General features: G+C 74.1%; 17 protein-coding genes. 9 read left to right on the top strand and 8 right to left on the bottom strand.

Going from position 1 to position 20,037, the window contains the following annotated elements; translation table 11 throughout:
* Positions 1-26 precede the first annotated feature (26 nt).
* Positions 27-731 carry a GntR family transcriptional regulator gene (locus FDM97_RS13230; RefSeq protein WP_137990608.1) on the bottom strand — a complete coding sequence of 235 codons (705 nt, stop codon included), beginning with the start codon at positions 729-731 and terminating at the stop codon, positions 27-29.
* 173 nt (positions 732-904) lie between these two features.
* Between FDM97_RS13230 and FDM97_RS13225 the strand changes: the two genes are divergently transcribed.
* Genes FDM97_RS13225 through FDM97_RS13205 form a run of 5 tightly spaced genes read left to right on the top strand, consistent with a single transcriptional unit; the run spans position 905 to position 5,140 of the window.
* Positions 905-2,185 (top strand): MFS transporter, encoded by a 1,281-nt coding sequence (locus FDM97_RS13225; protein ID WP_137990607.1) that lies wholly within the window; start codon positions 905-907, stop codon positions 2,183-2,185.
* Positions 2,182-2,859: a D-glutamate cyclase family protein gene (locus tag FDM97_RS13220; RefSeq protein ID WP_137990606.1), complete on the top strand. Its 678-nt coding sequence runs from the start codon at positions 2,182-2,184 to the stop codon at positions 2,857-2,859. The genes FDM97_RS13225 and FDM97_RS13220 overlap by 4 nt, the downstream gene beginning before the upstream one ends.
* 24 nt (positions 2,860-2,883) lie before the next feature.
* On the top strand, positions 2,884-3,648 hold the full coding sequence (locus FDM97_RS13215) for a LamB/YcsF family protein (RefSeq protein ID WP_137990605.1): 765 nt from the start codon (positions 2,884-2,886) through the stop codon (positions 3,646-3,648).
* Positions 3,645-4,280: a 5-oxoprolinase subunit PxpB gene (gene pxpB, locus FDM97_RS13210; protein ID WP_137990604.1), complete on the top strand. Its 636-nt coding sequence runs from the start codon at positions 3,645-3,647 to the stop codon at positions 4,278-4,280. Before FDM97_RS13215 ends, pxpB begins: the two co-directional genes overlap by 4 nt.
* Positions 4,277-5,140 carry a 5-oxoprolinase subunit C family protein gene (locus tag FDM97_RS13205; protein ID WP_137990603.1) on the top strand — a complete coding sequence of 288 codons (864 nt, stop codon included), beginning with the start codon at positions 4,277-4,279 and terminating at the stop codon, positions 5,138-5,140. The genes pxpB and FDM97_RS13205 overlap by 4 nt, the downstream gene beginning before the upstream one ends.
* A 7-nt stretch (positions 5,141-5,147) precedes the next feature.
* Here the strand turns inward: FDM97_RS13205 and FDM97_RS13200 are convergent, their stop codons facing one another.
* From FDM97_RS13200 to FDM97_RS13175, 6 genes are all read right to left on the bottom strand, one after another.
* Complete coding sequence (locus FDM97_RS13200) at positions 5,148-8,744, bottom strand: hydantoinase B/oxoprolinase family protein (protein ID WP_137990602.1); 3,597 nt, start codon at positions 8,742-8,744, stop codon at positions 5,148-5,150.
* Positions 8,741-9,601, bottom strand: coding sequence for an SGNH/GDSL hydrolase family protein (locus FDM97_RS13195; RefSeq protein WP_137994792.1), 861 nt, complete (start codon positions 9,599-9,601; stop codon positions 8,741-8,743). The genes FDM97_RS13200 and FDM97_RS13195 overlap by 4 nt, the downstream gene beginning before the upstream one ends.
* Positions 9,602-9,813: 212 nt before the next feature.
* Positions 9,814-11,025, bottom strand: a complete 1,212-nt coding sequence (locus FDM97_RS13190; protein ID WP_137990601.1) for a glycosyltransferase — start codon at positions 11,023-11,025, stop codon at positions 9,814-9,816.
* A complete protein-coding gene (locus FDM97_RS13185) occupies positions 11,022-12,149 on the bottom strand; it encodes a glycosyltransferase family 4 protein (protein ID WP_137990600.1) in 1,128 nt (375 codons plus the stop codon). The genes FDM97_RS13190 and FDM97_RS13185 overlap by 4 nt, the downstream gene beginning before the upstream one ends.
* A gap of 272 nt (positions 12,150-12,421) precedes the next feature.
* Positions 12,422-13,837: a HEAT repeat domain-containing protein gene (locus FDM97_RS13180; RefSeq protein ID WP_137990599.1), complete on the bottom strand. Its 1,416-nt coding sequence runs from the start codon at positions 13,835-13,837 to the stop codon at positions 12,422-12,424.
* Between the two features lie 243 nt (positions 13,838-14,080).
* Positions 14,081-14,473 (bottom strand): ankyrin repeat domain-containing protein, encoded by a 393-nt coding sequence (locus FDM97_RS13175; RefSeq protein WP_137990598.1) that lies wholly within the window; start codon positions 14,471-14,473, stop codon positions 14,081-14,083.
* 289 nt (positions 14,474-14,762) lie between these two features.
* Between FDM97_RS13175 and FDM97_RS13170 the strand changes: the two genes are divergently transcribed.
* Together FDM97_RS13170 and FDM97_RS13165 are read left to right on the top strand one after the other, a co-directional pair.
* The gene (locus tag FDM97_RS13170; protein ID WP_046907412.1) at positions 14,763-14,957 is read left to right on the top strand and encodes a hypothetical protein; all 195 of its coding nucleotides are present in this window, start codon (positions 14,763-14,765) and stop codon (positions 14,955-14,957) included.
* Positions 14,958-14,994: 37 nt separating this feature from the next.
* Positions 14,995-16,620 carry a hypothetical protein gene (locus FDM97_RS13165; RefSeq protein ID WP_137990597.1) on the top strand — a complete coding sequence of 542 codons (1,626 nt, stop codon included), beginning with the start codon at positions 14,995-14,997 and terminating at the stop codon, positions 16,618-16,620.
* Positions 16,621-16,974: 354 nt separating this feature from the next.
* On the opposite strand, the gene FDM97_RS13160 is transcribed toward FDM97_RS13165, so the two are convergent.
* On the bottom strand, positions 16,975-18,474 hold the full coding sequence (locus tag FDM97_RS13160; protein WP_137990596.1) for an SCO1417 family PLP biosynthesis transcription factor: 1,500 nt from the start codon (positions 18,472-18,474) through the stop codon (positions 16,975-16,977).
* 104 nt (positions 18,475-18,578) lie between these two features.
* Here FDM97_RS13160 and yczE point away from each other — a divergent pair, with 104 nt between their 5' ends.
* Positions 18,579-19,259, top strand: coding sequence for a membrane protein YczE (gene yczE, locus FDM97_RS13155; RefSeq protein WP_137990595.1), 681 nt, complete (start codon positions 18,579-18,581; stop codon positions 19,257-19,259).
* Positions 19,256-20,020 (top strand): glycerophosphodiester phosphodiesterase family protein, encoded by a 765-nt coding sequence (locus FDM97_RS13150; protein ID WP_137990594.1) that lies wholly within the window; start codon positions 19,256-19,258, stop codon positions 20,018-20,020. Before yczE ends, FDM97_RS13150 begins: the two co-directional genes overlap by 4 nt.
* Positions 20,021-20,037 lie beyond the last annotated feature (17 nt).

Genomic DNA, 20,037 nt, shown 5'->3' with positions numbered 1-20,037 from the left:
GCCGGGGGGCCGGAGGACGGCGCGGCTCAGGCGCCCGGTGCCTCCGGATCGTCGACCGCCTTCGCGTAGACCTCGACGATCCGGGTGCGGGAGTCGTCGAGGTAGCCGGCGAGAAGGCGTTCCGCCGTCGCGCGCTCACCGGCGAGCAGAGCGTCCAGAATCTCCCGGTTTCGTACGAGATAGGGCTCGTGCAGACCACGGGTGTCGTCCACGACGTGGAAGGCGAGGCGGAGTTCGGCGAGGACGCCCCGCATGAGCTCGTCGGTGCGTGCGCTGCCCGCGAGCGCGACCAGTTCGCGGTGGAAGTGGATGTTGGCGGTGGCGACGCCCTTCCAGTTCGCCGCGCGGGCCGCGGTCTCGCCCTCCTCGACGGCGGCGACAAGGCCGTCCAGGGCGAACGGCGGCTGCCCGAGGCCCTGGACGACCGCGCATTCGACGAGGCGGCGGGTGTGGTAGATGTCGGTGACGTCCTCGACGGTGAGGACCCGGACGAAGACGCCCCGGTTGAGCTCGTGGACGAGCAGGCGTTCGTGGGTGAGCAGCCGGAACGCCTCGCGCAGTGTGTTGCGGGACACACCGAGCGCGCCGCCGATGCCGTCCTCGGAGAGCCGGGTGCCGGGCGGGAAGAAGCCCTCGGCGATCCGGGTGCGCAGGATGTCCGCCACCCGTTCCGCCGTGCTCGTCCGCCCGAGCAGCGCCCGGTCGTCCGCCAGTTCGCCGATTCCGCCCACGGTGCCTCGTCTCCTCCGTCGTCCGTGGCCGAGTCAATCGCAGGTACTTCACGGAAACAAGAACGTGACGACATGCCTCTTGTCGGATCGTTCAACAATCCCCTACGTTAACGACACCGCACGGTCCTTCGGTACGTCACTCACGCACGCTCCTCCCCCTCTGCGAGGTGCACATGAGCACGACACAGACCCGGCACCAGACCCAGGGCGAACGGCCCGACGACACGGGCGCGTTCGCCTGGCTGCGGGCCCTCGGGCCGCGCGGCCGCCGCGCCTTCGGCGGCGCTTTCGGCGGATACGCCCTGGATTCCTACGACTTCTTCACGCTGCCGCTGTCGATGGTGGCCATCGCCGCCTACTTCAGCCTCGACAAGGGCCAGACCGGCCTCCTGACCACCGTCACCCTCGTCGTCTCGGCGATCGGCGGCGCGCTCGCCGGCATCCTCGCCGACCGCATCGGCCGGGTGAAGGCGCTGATGATCACGGTCATCACCTACGCGCTCTTCACCGTCCTGTGCGGATTCGCGCCCAACTACGAGACCCTGCTGGTCTTCCGGGCCCTCCAGGGCCTCGGCTTCGGCGGCGAGTGGGCGGTCGGCGCGATCCTGGTCGCCGAGTACGCCTCGGCCAAGCACCGGGGTCGTACCCTCGGCGGCATCCAGAGCGCCTGGGCGGCCGGCTGGGCGCTCGCGGTGATCGTCTACACGCTGGTCTTCCAGTTCGTCGACGCCGACACCGCCTGGCGGGTCATGTTCTGGACGGGCGCCCTGCCCGCACTCCTCGTCGTCTACGTCCGGCGGAACGTCGAGGACGCCCCGCAGGCCGCCGAGCTCCGGCGTACGTCCCCCGAACGCGGTTCGTTCACGGCCGTCTTCAAGCCGCCGCTTCTGCGCACCACGCTCTTCGCGGTGCTGCTCTCGACCGGTGTGCAGGGCGGCTACTACACCCTCGCCACCTGGGTGCCGACCTTCCTGAAGACCGAACGCGGGCTGACCGTGGTCGGCACCGGCGGCTATCTGACCTTCCTCATCTCCGGGGCCTTCATCGGCTACCTGACCGGGGGCTACCTCACGGACCGGCTCGGCCGGAAGAAGAACATCGCCCTCTTCGCCGCCCTGTCCGCCCTGTCCGTCCTCGCGTACACGAACATCCCCACGGGGGCGAACACGCTCCTCCTCGTCCTCGGATTCCCCCTCGGCTTCTGCATGTCGGCCATCTTCAGCGGCTTCGGCTCGTTCCTCGCCGAGCTGTACCCGACGGCGGTACGGGGTACCGGCCAGGGCTTCACGTACAACACCGGGCGCGCGGTGGGCGCCGTCTTCCCGACCCTCGTCGGCTTTCTCGCCGAGAGCTGGGGCGTGGGCGGCGCACTGGTCTTCGGGGCCGTCGGCTACGGCCTCGCGGTGCTCGCGCTCCTGGGCCTGCCCGAGACACGCGGGAAGGAACTGGTATGACCTCCACGGCAGTTCTCGACCCGCGCGACGCACGCGCGCGTGCCCGTGCCGGTTCCTGCCCCGTCCTGGACGTCACCGACGCGGGATCATGGACGACTGAGCTCGCGACCGGCGCCGACCTGCGGACGGACATCCCGCGCCACCGCGTCCGGGAGCACAGGCGACTTGTCGACGAACCGACCGAGGTGAGCGCGTACTGGCGCAGCGACCAGGTGTCGTTCCTCATCGGCTGCGGCTTCACCTTCGAGGCCTCGCTCGCGCGGGCCGGGGTGCCGCTGCGCCATGTCGACCAAGGGCGCAACGTGTCCATGTACGTCACCGACCGGGCCTGCCGGCCCGCGGGACGCCTGCACGATCCGATCGTCGTCTCGATGCGGCACGTGCCGGCGGAACTCGTCCCCACGGCACGGCGGATCAGCGGCCTGCTGCCCGCCGTCCACGGGGCGCCCGTGCACGCGGGCGATCCGGCCGCTCTCGGCATCCGCGACCTCGACCGCCCCGACTTCGGGGACGCGGTCGTGGCGGAGCCGCGGGACGTGCCGGTGTTCTGGGCCTGTGGAGTCACCCCGCAGGCCGCCGTGACGGCCTCACGCCCGCCGTTCGCGATCACGCACGCGCCGGGCCGGATGCTCGCCACCGATGTCCGCGACGACCGCTACCGCGTCGCCGTCTGACCAGGGAGGGAAGGAACCGACACCATGACCTGGGCCACCATCGACCTCAACGCCGACCTCGGAGAGGGCTTCGGCCGCTGGACGCTGACCGACGACGAGGAGCTGCTCTCGGTCGTCACCAGCGCCAACGTGGCCTGTGGCTTCCACGCGGGGGACGCCGTCACCATGCGGCGCGTCTGCGAGCTGGCCGCGGCGCGGGGCGTACGGATCGGGGCCCAGGTCTCGTACCGCGATCTGGCCGGCTTCGGCCGGCGCTCGATGGACGTGCCTGCGGGCGAACTGGCGGCCGAGGTCGCGTATCAGGTCGGTGCGCTCGAGGTCTTCGCCCGGGCCGCCGGCGCGCGGGTCGCCTACGTCAAGCCCCATGGCGCGCTCTACAACCGGGTCGTCCGCGACGAGGAGCAGGCGCGGGCGGTCGTCGACGGAGTGCTGCTCGCGGGAGGCGGACTCCCCGTGCTCGGTCTTCCCGGCTCGCGGCTGCACGAGGCCGCCGAGAAGGCGGGCCTGCCGGTGGTCGCCGAGGCGTTCGGCGACCGGGCGTACACGGCGGACGGTTCCCTGCTGCCACGGGGGCAGGAGGGGGCCGTCGTCACCGACCCGGCGGAGGTGGTGGAACGGTCGGTGTCCATGGCCCGGTTCGGGGTGGTCACCGCGCACTGCGGACGGTCCGTCGCCGTGCGGCCGCGGTCTCTGTGTCTGCACGGGGACACCCCGGGCGCGGTGGAGCTGGCCCGCCGGGTCCGCGCGCAGCTGGAGACGACCGGCGTCAGGGTGGAGGCGTTCGCATGAAGGCGCGGCGGGTGTTCCGGGTCGGTGAACGGGCGCTGCTCGTCGAGCTGGGGAGCGGCACGGAGACGGAGGCGTTCCACGCCGAGCTGCTGCGCCGCCGGGCGGGCGGTGCGCTGCCGGCCGTACGGGAGATCGTGCCGGCGGCGCGGACGGTGCTGCTCGACGGGGTCGACGCGCCGAACCTGCTGGCAGGACAGCTGCGGGAATGGACGATTCCGCCGCTCCACGCGCGCGTGGAGCGGGCCGTCGAGGTACCGGTCCGCTACGACGGTCCGGACCTGGCCGAGGTCGCCGCGCTGTGGGGGGTGTCCGTGGAGACGGCCGTCCGGATCCACGCGGCGACCGAGTTCCGGGTCGCGTTCTGCGGGTTCGCGCCGGGTTTCGGCTATCTGACGGGGCTCGGCGAGCAGTACCAGGTGCCGCGCCGGGCCACGCCGCGCACGGCCGTCCCGGCCGGGTCGGTCGCGCTGGCGGGGCCGTACACGGGTGTGTACCCGCGCTCCTCCCCCGGCGGCTGGCAGTTGATCGGCTCGACGGACGTCGTGTTGTGGGACGCGGCCCGAGAGCCCGCCGCGCTGCTCACGCCCGGCGCGCGGGTGCGTTTCGTGGTGGAGAGCGTGGAGCGCCGGTGACCGATCGTGCTGTCGCCGTCGTACGGGCCGGGGCGCTGACCACGGTGCAGGATCTGGGGCGGACCGGGTACGCGCATCTGGGCGTGCCCCGCTCGGGGGCACTGGACCCGGGGGCGGCGCGGCTCGTGAACCGTCTGGTCGGCAATCCGGAAGGCGCGGCGGTCCTGGAGACCACCGTCGACGGGTGCGCCGTGCGGCCCCGGTGCGCGGTGACCGTGGCGGTGGGCGGCGCGCCGTGCCCGGTCGCCGTCGACGGCCGTCCGGTGGCCTGGGGCACGGCGGTACGGGTCGGGGCCGGGGCGCTGTTCGAGGTCGGCACGGCCGTGCGCGGCCTGCGGGCGTACGTGGGCTTCGGCGGCGGGATCGCCGTCGACCCCGTCCTCGGCAGCCGCTCCACCGACCTGCTGTCCGGGCTCGGCCCGGCGCCGCTGGCGGACGGGGCCGTGCTGCCGCTGGGGGTGGAATCGGGCGTCCGTGGGCCGGTCGACGCTCCCCCGTGGCCGGGTCCGCCGGACGAACTCGTCCTGCGGGTCCGGCTCGGGCCGCGGGACGGCTGGTTCACGCGTGAGGCGCTCCACACCCTCGCCACGCGCGCGTACCGGGTCTCCCCGGCAGGCAACCGCATCGGCCTGCGTACGGAGGGGCCGGCCCTGGAGCGGGCTCTGCCCGGTGAACTGCCCAGCGAGGGCATGGTTCTGGGCGCGGTGCAGGTGCCGCCGGACGGGCGGCCGGTGGTCTTCCTGGCGGACCATCCGACGACCGGCGGCTATCCGGTGGTGGCGGTGGTACGGGAGGCGGACCTGGCCGCGGCGGCGCAGGCGGTGCCGGGGACTCCGGTGCGGTTCGTGCCCCTGCGCTGAGCCGCGCTCACGCCCGGGCGGCGGCGCCGTAGCCTCCGCCGCCCGGGGTGCGCAGGACGAGGACGTCGCCCGGCCCGACCTCGGTCGTGTCGACTCCGCCGAGGTGCTCGACCGTGCCGTCGGCGCGTTCGACCAGGTTCTCCCCGAGCGCTCCCGGCTGCCCGCCGGCCATGCCGTAGGGCGGGATCCGGCGGTGGCCGGTCAGCAGGGTCACGGTCATCGGCTCCAGAAAACGGATGCGGCGTTCGACGCCGTCTCCGCCGTGCCGGCGGCCGCGCCCGCCGCTGCCCGTGCGGACGGCGAAGGAGTCCACGCGGACGGGGTGGCGCCACTCCAGGATCTCGGGGTCGGTGAGCCGGGAGTTGGTCATGTGGGTCTGGACGGCATCGGCCCCGTCGAAGTCCTCGCCGGCGCCGGACCCGCTGGCCACCGTCTCGTAGTACTGCACGCGCGCGTTGCCGAAGGTCAGGTTGTTCATCGTGCCCGAGCCCTCGGCCTGGACGCCGAGGGCGGCGTACAGGGCGCCCGTGACGGCCTGGGAGGTCTCCACGTTCCCGGCGACGGTCGCGGCCGGGTAGGCGGGCGCGAGCATGGAGCCGGGCGGCACGCGCACCTCCAGGGGCTCCAGGCAGCCGCTGTTGAGGGGGATGTCGTCGTCGACGAGGGTGCGGAAGACGTACAGGACGGCGGCCATCACGACGGAGGTGGGCGCGTTGGCGTTGCCGGGCTGCTCGGGGGACGTACCGGTGAAGTCGAGGACCGCGGCGCGCTGTTCGCGGTCGACGCGGACCGCCACCTGGATGACCGCTCCGCCGTCGGTCTCGTAGCGGTACGAGCCGTCCCTGAGGCCGGCGACGATCCGCCGTACGGACTCCTCCGCGTTGGCGCGCACGTGCCGCATGTAGGCGTGCACCACGTCGAGGCCGAACTGGTCGACCATCTTGCGCAGTTCCTCGATGCCCTTCTCGTTGGCGGCGATCTGGGCGCGCAGGTCGGCGAGGTTGGTGTCGGGGTCGCGGGAGGGGTACTGCGCCCCGGTCAGCAGCTCCCGTGTCTCCTTCTCGCGCAGCCGCCCGTCCCGTACGAGCAGCCAGTTGTCGAACAGGACGCCCTCCTCGTGGACGGTCCGGCTGAAGGCGGGCATGGAACCGGGTGTGATGCCGCCGATCTCCGCGTGATGGCCGCGCGAGGCGACGAGGAACAGCAGTTCGTCGCCCGCGTCGTCGAAGACCGGTGTCACCACCGTGACATCCGGGAGGTGGGTGCCGCCGTGGTACGGGTCGTTGATCGCGTAGACGTCACCGGGGCGCAGGCTGTCCCCGCCGCGCCGCAGCACCTCCTTGATGGACTCGCCCATGGAGCCGAGGTGGACGGGGATGTGGGGTGCGTTGGCGATGAGGTTGCCCTCGGGGTCGAACAGGGCGCAGGAGAAGTCGAGCCGCTCCTTGATGTTGACGGAGTGGGCGGTGTTCTCCAGGCGCACGCCCATCTGCTCGGCGATCGCCATGAAGAGGTTGTTGAAGACCTCCAGGAGAACGGGGTCGACGTCGGTGCCGACCGCCACGCGCGCGGGGCGGGGCGAGGCGCGGTCCAGGAGCAGGTGTCCGCCGTCGCCCGCGGTCGCCCGCCAGCCGGGGTCGACGACGGTCGTGGCGTCCGCCTCGGCGAGGATCGCGGGCCCGGTGACGGTGTCGCCGGGCCGCAGATCCTCGCGGCGGTACAGCGGGGTGTCCTCGGCCGTGCCGCCGCTGTGCATCCGTACCGTCGCCCGGGGGGTGAGGGCGCCCGTCCGTGTCCCCGCCTCGACCTCCGCGGGCCCGTGGGGTCCGGCGAGGCCCACGGCCTCCACGGAGACGGCCTCGACGACGAGCGGCCGGTCCATGGTGAATGCGTACCGGGTGCGGTGGACGGCGGTGAACGCCTCGCTCATCTCCTCGGCGGAGGCCAGGTCGACCTGGAGGTTCGCGTCCGTGCCGGCGTAGCGCAGGAGCACGCGCGCGTGGGTGGTGATCGCGGAGTCGGGCAGTCCGTCGGCGCGCAGTTCTCCCCTGGTGCGCTCGGCGAGTTCGGCACAGAGTTCCGTCACGCGCGCGTGGGTCCCCGGGGTGTCGAGCTCCGCCTCCACCGACTGCTCCCGCATGGCGGTGGCGTCGGCGAGGCCGATGCCGTACGCGGAGAGCACACCGGCCAGCGGCGGTACGAGGACGGTGTCGACGCCCAGCGCGTCGGCGACGGCGCAGGCGTGCTGGCCGCCGGCGCCGCCGAAGCTGGTGAGGGCGTAGCGGGTGATGTCGTGGCCGCGCTGGACGGAGATCTTCTTGACCGCGTTGGCCATGTTGAGGACGGCGATCTCCAGGAAGCCGGCGGCCACCTCCTCGGGGGTGCGGCCGCCGCCGATCTCCTGGGCGAGGGCGGTGAACTTCTGGCGTACGACGGCGTCGTCGAGCGGCTGGTCGCCGTCCGGACCGAAGACGGCGGGGAAGTGGTCCGGCTGGACTCGGCCGAGCATCACATTGGCGTCGGTGACGGTCAGCGGTCCGCCGCGGCGGTAGCAGGCGGGGCCGGGGACGGCGCCCGCGGAGTCGGGGCCGACGCGGTAGCGCTGGCCGTCGTAGTGGAGGACGGATCCGCCGCCCGCGGCGACGGTGTGGATGTTCATCATCGGGGCGCGCATCCGTACACCGGCGACCTGTGTACCGAGTTCACGCTCGAACTCGCCCGCGTAGTGCGACACATCGGTGGAGGTGCCGCCCATGTCGAAGCCGATGACCCGGTCGAATCCCGCCTGTCCCGAGGTACGGGCCATCCCGACGACGCCGCCGGCCGGACCGGACAGGACGGCGTCCTTGCCGCGGAAGTGCGCGGCCTCGCGCAGGCCCCCGTTGGACTGCATGAACATCAGCCTGATCCCGGCGAGTTCGCGCGCCACCTCGTCGACGTAGCGGCGCAGGATCGGGGAGAGGTAGGCGTCGACGACGGTGGTGTCGCCGCGGGGCACGAGCTTGATGAGCGGGCTGACCTCGTGGGAGCAGCTGACCTGGGTGAAGCCGAGCGCGCGGGCGTGCTCGGCGATCCGGGTCTCGTGGGCGGGATGGCGGTAGCCGTGCATGAGGACGACGGCGGCGGAGCGGTAGCCGTCGCGGTGGGCCGCCCGCAACTCCCCGGTGACGGCGTCCTCGTCGAGCGGCCGCACCACGTCGCCGTGCGCGTCGACCCGCTCGGGGACCTCGATCACCCGCTCGTAGACGGCCTCGGGGAGCACGATGTGGCGGTCGAAGAGCCGGGGCCGGTTCTGGTAGGCGATGCGCAGGGCGTCGCGGAAGCCCTCGGTGACCAGGAGGACGGTCGGCTCGCCGCGCCGCTCCAGGAGGGCGTTGGTGGCGACGGTGGTGCCCATCTTGACGACGTCGATCAGGTCGGCGGGGACCGACTCGTCGGGACCGAGACCGAGGAGGAGGCGGATCCCGGCCACGGCCGCGTCGTGCGGGCGGGCCGGGTCGTGCGAGAGCAGCTTGCGGGTGACGAGCCGCCCGTCGGGCCGCCGGCCCACGATGTCGGTGAAGGTGCCGCCTCGGTCGATCCAGAACTCCCAGCGCCCGGTCATTCCCCCATTGTGGCCACCGCCGCGTCCAGCGACACCGCCGCGAGCGCGGCGGACAGGGCGTGTTCGGCCCGCCGGTCGAGCCGGGCGGCGGTGCCGTCCGCCCAGTGCCGCAGCTCGGCGCCCGCCAGCCGCAGCAGCTGGGGCAGCAGGTCGTGGCAGCGCCGGGCGACCCAGCCGGTACCGGCGGTGGCGAGCCAGAGCAGCGCCTCCGTGCGGGTGGGCGGGGGTTGCTCGGGTTCGGGCGAGGGCGGCGCGCCGTGGGCGAGGCCACGGGCGGCCAGGAGGGCGTGGAAGCGCGCGGCGATGGCGCGGTGGCCGCGCTCACCGGGGTGGAGCCGGTCGGCGCTCCACAGCGAGCGGTCGTCCGTCCAGAGCGCGTCGGCGAGGTGGAGATGGACGGCCCCGTAGCGGGCGGAGAGCGCGTGGACGAGGGCGTTGACGGCCTTCTGGCGCCGGGCGAGCGGGCGGGCGAGGGGCGCGGGGAGGCCGAGCATGCGGCCCGGGTCGGGCAGACAGGCGGTGAGGAGTACGGCTCCGCTCGCGGTGAGGTCCGCGCAGACCCGGTCGAGACGGCGGGCGAGCTGCTCGATGTCGAAAGTGTGGCGCAGGGTGTCGTTGACGCCGACGACGACGGAGGCGAGGTCGGGGCGGAACGCGAGCGCCTGGGGGGCCTGCTGCTCGGCGACCTCCCGGCTCTGGGCCCCGCTCACGGCGAGGTTCCGGAACTCGACCGGCTGCCGCGGACTCCCGAGCCCCTCGGCCAGCAGCGCGGCCCAGCCGCGCCAGGCACCGTCGACGCGGTCCCCGACGCCCTCGCTGAGCGAGTCCCCGAGGACGGCGAAGCGGAGCGGCGCCACGCCCCCGGCCGGGGCCGGGGCCGGCGGACCCGCGCCCCCTGCGGCGGGCGCCGGCACCGGCGCCGGCACGCGCGGGCCGGCACCGGTGTCCGCGTGCGCCCTCCGGGGCGCGGGAAGCGTGTCCGCGCGCGCGTGGACGGGCGCGGGCGGGCCCGCCTCCTCGGCGGGCGACGGCTTCTCCGGGGTGCCCGTGGCCGGTGGGGCCGTGGTGGTCATGGGCGGACCCCCTGGGGCGGGACCAGGGCCGTGGCCCGGGTCGCGGTCGCGGTGGTGGTCGCGGTCGGCGCCGCGTCGTGGGCGTGGAGGAACGCGGCGATCGAGCGGTCCCAGCCGAAGAGTTCGGCACGCGCGCGTGCCGCCGCGCGACGGGCCTGTTCCGGGCGGGCGAGCAGGGAGCGGACGGCCGCGGCGAAGGCGGCCGGGTCGTCCTGGGCGCAGGCGCCGGCGTCCCCGAGGACCTCGGGCAGGGCGGAGGAGGCGCTGGCGACGACGGGTGTGCCACAGGCGAGGGCTTCGAGCGCCGAGAGGCCGAAGGTCTCCGCCGGGCCCGGGGCCAGGCAGATGTCGGCGGCGGCCTGGAGGTCGGCCAGGGCCTCGCGGTTCGCGACATGCCCCAGGAACCGCACCGGCAGCCGCTCGTCGCGTGCCCGCCGTTCCAGCGCGCCCCGCAGCGGCCCGTCGCCGGCCACGACGAGCCCGGCCCGGACCCCTGCTGCCCGCACGTGGGCGAGCGCGTCCAGGGCCGTTCCGGGCCGCTTCTCCACGGAGAGCCGCGAGCACATCACCAGCAGCACCCGTTGGCCGTCCGCGTGCTTGGCCCGCAGGACGGTGCTGCGCCGCCCGGGCCGCCACCGCCGCAGGTCCACGCCGAGCGGGGCCCGGACGACATTGCGGGCCCCGATCCGTACGAACTCCCGCTCCGCGAACTCCGTCGTGCACACGACCCGCGAATACGCCCATGCCGTACGGCGGTTGAGCCGGTCGGCCGCACGGGCGGCGGCGGCCTGCGGCACACCCCAGGTCCGCAGGACGCCGTCCGCGGTCTCGTGGGAGACCATCACCGAGGGCACCCTGGCCCGCCGTGCCCACTCGCCCGTCCACCGCAGGGTCGTACGGTCGGAGACCTCCAGCCGGTCCGGGGCGAGCTCCTCCAGGAGCTGGCGCACCCGGCGCCGGTCGGCGAGGACACGGTAGCCGCCGGTCCCGGGCAGGACGGGCCCGGGCAGGGTGATGATCCGCCCCTGGTCGGTGACCTGGTCGCTCCCCACGTCACCGGGGACGATCAGGACGGGCTCGTGGCCCGCGGCGCGGTAGCCGCGGCCGAGCTGTTCCAGGGCGGTGCGCAAGCCCCCCGAGGTCGGGGTGACGAAGTTGGCGAGCCGGACGATGCGCAGCGGCCGAAGCGGTATCGCGGGGCCTCTCATGCCGCCACCGCCGTCCGCTCGCGCAGCACCTCCAGGTAGTGGCCGATCAGCTCGTCGCCGACGGCCTCCCAGGTCCGTCCCTCGACCGCCGTCCTGCCCGCCCGTCCGTAGGCGGCCCGCAGCGCCGGTGCCGCGGCGAGGGAGGCCACGGCGTCCCGCAGGGCTTCGGCGTCGTCGGGCGGGACGAGGAGACCGGTGCGCCGGTGGTCGACGAGGTCCAGCGGTCCGCCGGCGGCCGGGGCGACGACGGGGACACCGCTCGCCATCGCCTCCTGCACGGTCTGGCAGAAGGTCTCGTACGGGCCGGTGTGCGCGAACACGTCCAGCGAGGCGAAGATCCGCGCGAGCTCCGCTCCGGTGCGGCGGCCGAGGAACGCGGCGCCGGGCAGGGCGGCGCGCAGGGCAGGTTCGCTGGGGCCGTCGCCGACGACCACGACCCGTACGCCGGGCAGGGCGCACACCCCGGAGAGCAGTTCGACGCGCTTCTCGGGGGCGAGGCGGCCGATGTAGCCGACGAGGAGTTCGCCGCCGGGGGCGAGGGTGCGGCGCAGGTCCTCGTCACGCCGTCCGGGGCGGAAGCGGACGGTGTCGACGCCGCGCCGCCAGAGCCGTACGCGGCCGATGCCGTGCGTCTCCAGGTCGTGCGCGGCGGCGGTGGACGGCGCGAGGGTGCGGTCGGCCGCGCCGTGGACGGCCCGCAGCCGGCGCCAGGCGGCGCCCTCGCCGGTTCCCATGTAGGTGCGGGCGTAGCCGGCGAGGTCGGTCTGGTAGACGGCGACGGCGGGCAGTCCGAGCCTGGTCGCGGCCGCCATGCCGCGGACGCCCAGTACGAACGGGCTCGCCAGGTGCACGAGATCGGCCCGGTGCGCGGCGACGGCCGCGGCGAGGCGGCGGCTGGGCAGGGCGACACGTACCTGGGGATAGCCGGGCAGGGGCAGGGAGGGCACGCGAACGACCGGGCAGGGGGCGTCGGCGCCCTGCGCGTCGGCGGGTCCGGCGACGGCCGGGGCGACGACGAGCGGCTGGTGACCGCGGCGGACGAGATGGAGCGCGGTCTGCTGGGCGCAGTGCGCCACACCATTGACGTCGGGGGGAAAGGATTCGGTGACGATGACGACACGCATACCCGTGTTGTCGTCGTGTCCGGCGTGTTCCCGCCGACGTGGATCTGGACGGGCGTGGAACGTCCCATGAGCGTTTGCCCCGCGCCCCGAGCCCCGGCCCCGAGTCCCGGCCCCACGCCCCGCGCCGCGGCCCCGAGCCTCGCGCCCTGACCCCACGCGCGCGTGAGCCGTCCCCGTCCGCCGGTCCCGGGACGGGGCCACATCGGCGGGTCTCCCCCGCCGCAGGCCGCACCGCCCCGGGCTCCGTACGCCCGGCTTCCCGGGCCCGGGTCTCAGACCTGCAGGTCCGGCCCTATCCGGTTGCGTACCGCCGTCTGGACCTCGGCCTCCTCGGCCGGGTCGGCGGCCAGGCGGCGCAATCGCTCGGCGACCCGTACGTCCCCGGTCTCGGCGTGCAGCGCCGCGACCTCGCGCGTGGTCTCCTCGCAGTCCCAGAGGCATTCGACGGCGAAGCCCGTCGGAAAAGTCGGGTCGGTGGCCGCGAGGGCGCGGGCCGTCCGGCCGCGCAGCTGGGAGGAGGCGGTCTCTCGGTAGACGTGGCGCAGCACCGGGGCCGCGCAGGCGATGCCGAGGCGCCCGGCGCCGTCGACAAGGGTGTAGAGGGCGGTCGCGTCGGGGCCTTCGGACCGGACGGTCTCGCGCAGGGCGCCGAGCACGAGCGGGGCGTCCTGGGCGCCGCCCCGGCCGGCGAGGACCCCCGCGGCGGCGGCGCCGAGCGCGTCGGGCCGGTGGACCCAGCCGCGGGCGCGGTCGACGGCGGCCTCGCCGCACATCCGCTCGAACGCGGCGACGGCGGCCTCGGCGACGGTACGGGAGTCACTGCCGGCCGCGGCCTCGATGAGGTCGAGGACGGCGGGATCGCGTGCCTCGGCGAGGTAGTGCAGTGCGGCGCAGCGCGCCCCGTCGGGTCCGCTGCGGGCGGCCTCGACGATGGCCGGCCGGTCCTCGGGTCCGGCGACGGCGGTCAGACATCGGGCGGCGGGCCCGTGCAGGACGGAGCCGCGCTCCAGACCCTCCTGGGCCCAGTCGAAGACCGCCTGGACGCTCCAGCCGGGACGGGGTCCGCTCGGCCGCATCTGGCGCTGCCAGCGGTCGAAGGAGCCCTGTTCCCGGGCGGCCCTGATCCGGGCGCCGACGGCGTCCCGCTGATCCTCGGCCCACAGCCGCCACGGCCGGGGCTCGAAGGCGTCCCGTACGGTGCTCGCCAGCTCGGCGTCGCCCTCCGGGGTCGCCGGGAAGCGGGCGAGGACCGGGGCTGCGAGCGAGCGCAGTCCCGCGTCGTCGTCGCGCAGGGCGAGCTCGTCGAGCGCCCAGGCCCAGTTGGTGCCGGTCGCGGCGTACCGCCGGAGCAGCACCAGGGCGTCCCGGCGGCCGTAGGAGGCGAGGTGTCCGAGGACGGCGAGCGCGAGCCCGGTCCTGTTCTCCTCGGTGTCGAAGTGGTCCTCGACCCCGAAGAGGTGCGTCTCGATCTCCTCGAGCCCGCCGTGCAGGTCGAGGTAGAGACGTGCGTAGTAGAGGGAGCGGTTCTCGACCTGCCAGTCGTGGCGGGGGTCGTGGAGAACGCAGTGGTTCAGGGCCGTGAGGGCCTCGGCGCGTGGCGCGGCGAGCGCGTGCAGGGTGCCGTCGCCGCGGCCCCTCTGCAGCAGGCCGAGCAGGGTGCCGCTCGGCGCTATGACTGGATCGAACATGGAAGATGCCTCACATCAAGCTGTCGACGCAACCGGGGAGTACCGGGTACTGGTGATCGCCTAGGCCGCGACGCAACATGTGGGGCCGCCCGTCGTCCTTCGCTTGGTGTTGACCATCTTCCTCTGCCTCTCGTCGGTGGCCCCCTGCGGGCCCGACGTCATGATGACCCAGCCATTTCGCCACCGCGACCACATTTACGACACCGCTCTCACCTGGGGTTCAGTGCCCGTTCACCCAGGACGTCACCGGGCGTCGAACAGGTCCAGGAGTTCTGCCTTCCCAAACATCCGAGCAGTATCCACGGCAGACGGAGTCCCCGCTTCCGGATTTGCGCCACCGGCGAGCAGTGCGCGGACGACGGCGTCCTCGCCCTTGAAGACCGCGCCGGCCAGCGGGGTCTGCCCCCGGTCGTTGGCGCGGTCCGCGTCGGCGCCACGGGCCAGCAGGGCGGTGACCGCGTCGGCGTGCCCGTGGTAGGCGGCGAGCATGACGAGGGAATCGCCCTTCTCGTTGGTGAGGTTCGCCGGGACGCCCGCGTCGACATAGGCGGCCAGCGCCTCGGCGTCCCCCGTGCGTGCCAGGTCGAAGACCTTGGTGGCCAGCTCGATGACCTCGGGGTCCGGAGTCTCGCTCATCGGACGTGTCCGCCTTTCCGTTCCGTCGTGCACATGACCTGCGTACGGCGACGAAGGCCGTACGAGTGAATCGACAGGGTACTGCCCGCCCCTGGACATGACGGGGGGCGTCCACGGCAAAGATCAGCTAGCGCGCTCCGCGCATTTCGCCACTCGAGCAAGCCCCCCACATCCGCCAGTCAAGTGAAATCGCCCATCTTTCACCCTTATGCACCTTTAATCGCATAGATACTTCCTGTGAACCTGGAAGGACTCATGGTGACTGTCCCCTCAACCAGGAGAACACCTCATGATCCTGTCCATCTCAGGCGTGGTCCTGCTCGGCATCATCTGCTTCCTGTTCTTCAAGAAGGACGGGATGAAGGCGTCCCACGCCCTCGTCAGCGCGCTGTTCGGCTTCTACCTCGCGGGCACCGCCATCGCCCCGAGCATCACCGCAGGCGGCCAGAGCCTCGCCAGCCTGTTGGGCGGGATCAAGTTCTGACGTCCCACTGCCCCTTCCACAACTCCAGGAGAACGACGTGGCCCGGCGACCACTCCCCCGCATTCTGACCAGCGGCAGCGACCGGATCGCTCGCAGTCGAGAGATCGCTCGCACGGCCGCCGACAGCGCCACCGACGTCCTCCATCCGCTGATCACCATCACGCGTGGTCTGCGGAAGCTGGCCGCGACCGCGCGTGCCAGGTGGGCCGCGACCCCCAAGGAACGGCGCGGTCCCACGCTGCTCCTGGTCGCGGCCTGCGTACTGGTCGTCGCCCTCGTCCCGTACGGGCCGCTCCTCGCCCTCGTGTCGGTGATGGGCGCGGCCGCGTGGAAGGGGCGGGAACGTCCGGTCGTGAAGACCGGGCCCGACGACGCCGAGGTCGAGCGGCTCAAGGGCCTGTACGAGGCACTGGTGCCGTACTTCTCCGTTCCCGAGGACCCGGCCCCGCTCTTCGCCCACGGCGGCGACTGGAGCGGCGCGTTCGGGGACTACACCTTCGACGACGGCGGGCGCCTCACGCGCCTGCGCATCAGGTACCCCGCGTACTTCACCGACGGGGAGGCCGACTCCCGCGCCCGGATCGAGCAGCTGCTGCACGCCAAGTCGGGGCGCGGCCGGGAGTACCTCTTCGACTGGGACGAGGAGGGCAACCAGCTCCTCATGACCGTCTTGGCGGCCCTGCCGACCACGATCGCCGCCCAGCGCTTCGTCACCGTCCCGGGCGAGACCGTCCTCGGTTTCACCGACGCCGACGCCGTGCAGCGGACCGTCCCGGTCCTGGCCGCCGACGGCACGGAGGACGCGCCCCCGGTGGTCTGGCGGACGGGCCCGCGCTCCACGGAGCCGCATCTGCTCGCCGTCGGCCAGCCCGGCAGCGGCACGTCGTCGCTGCTGCGCTCCATCGCCCTGCAGGCCCTGCCGCACGGCGACGTGCTGATCATCGAGGGCAGCGGCACCGGCGAGTACGCCTGTCTGACCGGCCGGGCGGGCGTCCTCTCCGTCGAGTGCGCTCTCGCGGGCGCGCTGGCGAGCCTGGAGTGGGCGGCGCACGAGACCGAGCGACGGCTCATCGCCGCGAACCGGGCACGCCAGGCGGGCCGTCCCGCGCCCGACGACACCCGGCGCCCGCTGTGGATCCTGCTCGACCGGCCGAGCATCCTCGGTCACCTGGCGGCGGCCGACGGCCGTACGGACCCGCAGGACCTGCTGCAGGTGCCGCTGCGGCACGGGCGGGCGGCGCAGGTGACGGTGGTGGTGGCGGAGCAGTTCGACAGCGTGGATTCGCTGAGCGAGACGGTACGGACGCACACGCGCGCCCGGGTCGTGCTCGGCCCCGCGTCCCCGGAGCAGATCCGGTCGGTCCTCGGCGTCGCGCCGCACACCACGCCGACGCCCGTCGTCCCGCCGGGCCGTGGCTACGCTCGCCTCGGTACGGGGCAGGTCCTGCGACTGCAGGTGCCGGCGACGCCCGACCCGTACGACGACGCGACGAGCGAGGCGCATCGCCAGGCCGTCCTGGCCCTCCTGCCGGAACGCCAGGGCGTCACGGCGACGGCGATCGAGCCGGCCCCCGGCTCAGCCCCGGACCCGGACCCGGGGCCCGCCCCGGACCCCGGCCCCGGCCCCTCCCCCCGCCACACCCCGGTCCCGGCGGAGGGCTGACAGCAGCTCCTCCCACCCCCACCCGTGTGGGCAATCGTCCCGCTGGGGCGGGACGGGTGGGCACACGGGACGGCGCCCCTGCGGGCGCGTTCCGCTCATGGCCCCCGCACCCCGAGGCCGTTGCACGTGCGGGGGCCTCGGGGTGAACGCAGGCACACGGAACGGCGGCGCCCGCAAGGGCGCCGTTCCGTTGTGCCCACCCGTTCCGCCCCAGCGGAACGAATGCCCACAACGCGGGGCGGGGGCGAGGGCGAGGGTGGGCACCGCGCCAGCGGGACGAGTGCCCACACGGCGGGGGCCGGCGCGAGGGTGAGCATTGGCCCAGTCGGGCAGGGCGGGGGCCGGGTGGGTGGGCTACGCCACGAAGGCTCGGGGTTGTTCGTTGCCCGTGCCCGCGCCCGATTCCACCAGGCGGGCCGCGGCCGCCAGGCGGACCGCCGCCTCCTCGGCGACCGGGCCGCCGACGGTGAACGGCAGCCGGACGTACCCCTCGAACGCGCCGTCCACGCCGAACCGCGGGCCCGAGGGCACCCGTACGCCCACGCGCTCGCCGACCTCCGCCAGCCGCGAGCCCGAGAGGCCGCCCGTGCGGACCCAGAGCGTCAGGCCGCCGCGCGGCACGTCGAACTCCCACTCCGGCAGCTCGGCCCGCACCGCCGCGACCAGCGCGTCACGGTTCTCCCGCGCCTGGGTGCGGCGGATGGCGACCGCCTGCTCCCAGCCCCCGGTCCCCATCAGCCAGTTGACGCCGAGCTGCTCCAGGACCGGCGTGCCGAGGTCCGCGTACGCCCTGGCCGCGACCAGCGAGCGGATCACGTCGGGCGCGGCCCGCACCCAGCCGATCCGCATGCCCGCCCAGAACGCCTTGCTCGCCGAGCCGACCGTGAGCACCGTCGCGCCCGCCGGGTCGAAGGCACAGACCGGCCGGGGCATCTCCAGGCCGTCCTCCAGGTACAGCTCGGACATGGTCTCGTCGACGACGAGGACCGTGCCGGCCGAGCGGGCCGCGTCCACGAGCTGCCGCCGCTGGTCCTCGTCGGCCAGGGCGCCCGTCGGGTTGTGGAAGTCGGCGACCACGTACGCGAGGCGCGGCGCCGCGTCCCGCAGGACCTGGCGCCAGCGGTTCAGGTCCCAGCCGGCCAGCCCCTCGGCCATGGCCACCGGCACCAGGCGGGCGCCCGCCTCCCGCATGAGCTGGAGGATGTTGGCGTACGAGGGCGACTCGACGGCGATCCGCTCGCCGCGTCCCGCGAAGAGGTGGCAGATGGCGTCGATGGCGCCCATGGCACCGGTCGTGACCATGATCTGTTCGGGCATCGTCGGGATGCCCCGCGCGGTGTACCGGTCGGCGAGCATCTGCCGCAGGGCGGGCAGGCCTGCCGGGTAGTCCCCGTGCGTGTGGGCGTACGGCGGCAGCTCCTCCAGGGCGCCCTGGACGCTCCGGGTCAGCCACGGCTCGGGCGCGGGCAGCGCCGCGCACCCGAGGTCGATCATCGAGCCGAGCGACTCCGGAGGCAGCGGTTCGAGGCCTCGCGCGGGCAGCGGGTTCCCGGCCGGTACGGCGGTCCAGCTGCCGGCCCCGCGCCGCGACTCGAGGAACCCCTCGGCGCGCAGCGCCTCGTACGCGGCCGCCACCGTCGTACGGCTCACGGTCAGCGCGACCGCGAGCTCGCGCTCGGCGGGCAGCCGGGCCGCGACCGGCACGCGGCCCTCCAGGACGAGAAGGCGGATGCCGTCGGCCAGCGCGCGATAGGCGGGCGGCTTGCGCGCGCCCGGTCCCGCGGGACGGGGCTGCTGCGCCTGGAGCTGCCGGGCCAGCTGAGCGGGCCCGACCGCCGAAGTCCACTGAGCCATGGAAATCAGTCCACCTTCGTCGAATTGGCCATGGTTGGCATCCGTTCCCCCGCCACAGAGTGTCATGAACCAGTCCACTCACACCACACAAGGGGGGCAGTTCCTTGTCCATCACCTCCGGCCCACGCGGTCGACTCGCCGGTCGTCGCCTCACGCGCCGCCTCACCCAGCTCTACGTCGGCCTCGCGCTCTACGGCATCAGCGCGGCGCTCCTGGTGCGCGCCGGGCTCGGTCTCGCACCGTGGAGCGTCCTCGACCAGGGTCTCGCCGAGCGGACCGGACTGACCATCGGTGTGGTGTCGATCATCGTCGGGGCGGTCGTGCTGCTGCTCTGGATCCCGATCCGGCAGCGGCCGGGGTTCGGCACGGTCTCGAACGTCTTCGTGGTCGGCGTGGCCATGGACGGCACCCTGGCACTGGTCCCGGACGTGCACGGCTGGGCCGGTCGGATCGCGCTCATGATCCTCAGCATCGTCCTCAACGGGGTCGCGACCGGTCTGTACATCGCGGCCAGGCTCGGCCCGGGGCCGCGCGACGGCCTGATGACGGGGCTGCACCGGCGCACGGGCCGCTCGATCCGGGTGGTCCGTACCGCGATCGAGATCGCCGTCGTCGCCACCGGCTTCCTGCTCGGCGGCACGGTCGGGGTCGGCACGATCCTGTACGCGGTGTCCATCGGGCCCCTCGCCCAGTTCTTCCTCCGCCACTTCGCCATCCCCGAGCAGGACGCGGGCAGCCGGGTCGTCGCCTCCGGGACACCGGCACAGGCCATACTGCGGCGGTGACTCGCGTACGCCACCCCTATCTCGACCACCCGTCCCCCATCCCGTTCGCCCACCGCGGCGGCGCGGCGGACGGCCTGGAGAACACCGCGACCGCCTTCCGGCGGGCCGCGGCGGCCGGTTACCGCTATTTCGAGACCGATGTGCACACCACCGCGGACGGTGCGCTGGTCGCCTTCCACGACTCGACGCTCGACCGGGTCACGGACACGACCGGCCGCATCCGCGATCTTCCGTGGGACGCCGTCCGCGAGGCGCGGGTGGCGGGCAAGGAGCCGCTGCCGCTCTTCGAGGAGCTCCTGGAGGAGTTCCCCGAGGCCCGCTGGAACGTGGACCTCAAGGCGGAGTCGTCGCTGGCCCCGCTGGTCGACCTGATCCGCAGGACCGGAGCGTGGGACCGGGTCTGCGTGGGCTCCTTCACCGAGGGCCGGGTGGCCCGGGCGCAGCGCCTGGCGGGTGCGCGGCTGGCCACCTCGTACGGCGTGAAGGGCGTCCTCGGCCTGCGGCTGCGCTCGCTCGGCATCCCGGCGGCGCTGCGCGCGGGCGCGGTCGCCGCACAGGTCCCGCAGAGCCAGGGCGGCATCCCGGTGGTCGACCGCCGCTTCGTCCGCGAGGCGCATGCCCGGGGGCTCCAGGTGCATGTGTGGACCGTCAACGATCCGGAGCGGATGAACTCTCTCCTCGACCTGGGGGTGGATGGCATCATGACCGATCATCTGGAGACGCTGCGCACAGTGCTGACCGAACGGGGCGAGTGGGCCTGAGCGCGCGTCCCGCCACG

The sequence above is a fragment of the Streptomyces vilmorinianum genome (assembly GCF_005517195.1).
GTDB lineage: Bacteria > Actinomycetota > Actinomycetes > Streptomycetales > Streptomycetaceae > Streptomyces > Streptomyces vilmorinianum.
The sequence above is the reverse complement of the archived record's forward strand: the minus strand, read 5'-3'. Positions and strand labels throughout refer to the sequence as shown.